This is a genomic window from Microcystis sp. LE19-41.2A (assembly GCF_027530405.1).
GTDB classification, from domain to species: Bacteria; Cyanobacteriota; Cyanobacteriia; order Cyanobacteriales; family Microcystaceae; genus Microcystis; species Microcystis aeruginosa.
In genome coordinates, this window is sequence record NZ_JAPZQJ010000561.1 from 1 (window position 1) to 1,552 (window position 1,552).

The 1,552-nt window shown below is 45.2% G+C and carries 4 protein-coding genes; 1 reads left to right on the forward strand and 3 read right to left on the reverse strand.

The window, feature by feature from the left end; translation table 11 throughout:
- Positions 1–239, forward strand: a 239-nt coding sequence (locus tag O9290_RS23590; RefSeq protein WP_288087604.1) for a hypothetical protein, incomplete at its 5' end; no start/stop codon positions are given.
- Between the two features lie 209 nt (positions 240–448).
- Here O9290_RS23590 and O9290_RS23595 read toward each other — a convergent pair.
- The 3 genes from O9290_RS23595 to O9290_RS23605 all read right to left on the reverse strand — a co-directional run bounded on the left by O9290_RS23595 (position 449) and on the right by O9290_RS23605 (position 1,375).
- Positions 449–739 (reverse strand): type II toxin-antitoxin system RelE/ParE family toxin, encoded by a 291-nt coding sequence (locus O9290_RS23595; RefSeq protein WP_002758582.1) that lies wholly within the window; start codon positions 737–739, stop codon positions 449–451.
- Positions 736–966: an addiction module protein gene (locus O9290_RS23600; RefSeq protein WP_002758583.1), complete on the reverse strand. Its 231-nt coding sequence runs from the start codon at positions 964–966 to the stop codon at positions 736–738. Before O9290_RS23600 ends, O9290_RS23595 begins: the two co-directional genes overlap by 4 nt.
- 112 nt (positions 967–1,078) lie before the next feature.
- Positions 1,079–1,375, reverse strand: a complete 297-nt coding sequence (locus tag O9290_RS23605; RefSeq protein ID WP_155120380.1) for a hypothetical protein — start codon at positions 1,373–1,375, stop codon at positions 1,079–1,081.
- Positions 1,376–1,552: the final 177 nt, after the last annotated feature.

Genomic DNA, 1,552 nt, shown 5'->3' on the forward strand with positions numbered 1-1,552 from the left:
ATCCAACGTACCAAGAAGGAACCAGAACAGATGACCTAACCTTGATCCTACAGGGTGCGATCGATCGAGAACGCCGTCGTCTGTTACATTGGTTTCTCATCTGTCAGATCACGGGTTTGTTATCTGGTGGGGTCATATCCTTTTCTCTTAAAGGTGAACCCCTATCGGGAGCGGGTTGGGGATTGGGCATCGGTAATCTCCATTTCGGGGTGTCTGTCGGTTTTCTATCGAGGAAATAGTCGTTACCCGATAATCACGCTTAAGGTTGCGACCACGCAGTTGCCGTGAGACTTCAGACGTTCGACAAAACGAACGTCTGAAGTCTCACCCTGTCAAATCATCTCCTTACCACCCGGCCCGCTTTCAACAAAATCGAGTATGTCTTCTGGATACTGAAAGTCTTCTGGGATGCTGGCCAACGGTGAAGTTAGGCAGATGGCAACTTCAATTACTTGCGATTTTTCCAGTATCCAGGCTCACGACTGCAATGCATGACTGCCAAAATCAGAATGTAGTCTTGCTCAATTGTGTAGAGAACACCGTAAGGAAACTTACGCGCCATACACCGCCGAACATCTTCATCAATTGCAGCGTAACGGGTTGGAGACTCCCTGATCCGATAAACTGTATCCTCGATCGCGTTTATGAACGCTTGAGCAACCTCAACTCTCTGCTCTGTGTAGTATTGAACTGCTTCAGCGTATTCATTCAGGGCTTCAGGATGAAATACGTACCTCATGGCTCAATCAGCCGTCTGACTTGGGCTAAAGCGTCTTCGCCTGGAATTGGTTGAATAGAACCATCTCGCACCTCATCTCTTCGGCGCTTGGCTTCAGTTACCCAAACTGCCTGAATTGCTGAGTCGGTATCGAATTCCAAGCTTTCCACCAACTTGTCTGCTAGGAATGCTCTTGATTCGCTAGGCAGCGACAATATTTCCTCAGTCAGTTGCTCAATTGATCGCATAGTCCCCATCCCTCGCAGAAGGCTCAATCCTGAATGAATTGTATCAAACTTTGACATGAGACGAATTTGAGGAAGCAATCGTCCACCTCAGATCCCACATTATACGGCTTGGTTAGTTGCTCGAAACATTTCGCACCTCTTCGACTAATTTATGCACCTCTACTCCTGAAAAGTGCCTTTGCCCACAACCATTCCACAAGTTCTCAAATTGCTCTCTAAAATGTTTATACCAGTGAGGATCTCGATCGGGTCGCAACTCAAAAGTAGGGGCAAACGAATCAGAGTGGTGTGGGTACATTTCAACGATTATTCGTCCATACGGCTCATCAGGGTCGATCACCACTATGCCAAAGGCTGGTTTGTATGGAAGTAACCCTAATTCGATTTTGTCAGAAGCATTGGCTAGCATCCCAACTCTCTCAAGGATAGGACGCAGCGTATCAATAGACCTCTTGCATAATTTTTTTATGGTATAATATAAGCTTTTGCTTTTTTCTCAATTCTTAGATTGAAGTGGAAAAAAGAATAAAATGTGATCTTAGGTCAGGAAATCATCTATAATTTTGCTATGTTTATTAGCAAAATT

Coding starts and splice junctions, on each gene's coding strand:
- O9290_RS23605 (WP_155120380.1), bottom strand. CDS start 1,375: ATGCTAGCCAATGCTTCTGACAAAATCGAATTAGGGTTACTTCCATAC.
- O9290_RS23595 (WP_002758582.1), bottom strand. CDS start 739: ATGAGGTACGTATTTCATCCTGAAGCCCTGAATGAATACGCTGAAGCA.
- O9290_RS23600 (WP_002758583.1), bottom strand. CDS start 966: ATGCGATCAATTGAGCAACTGACTGAGGAAATATTGTCGCTGCCTAGC.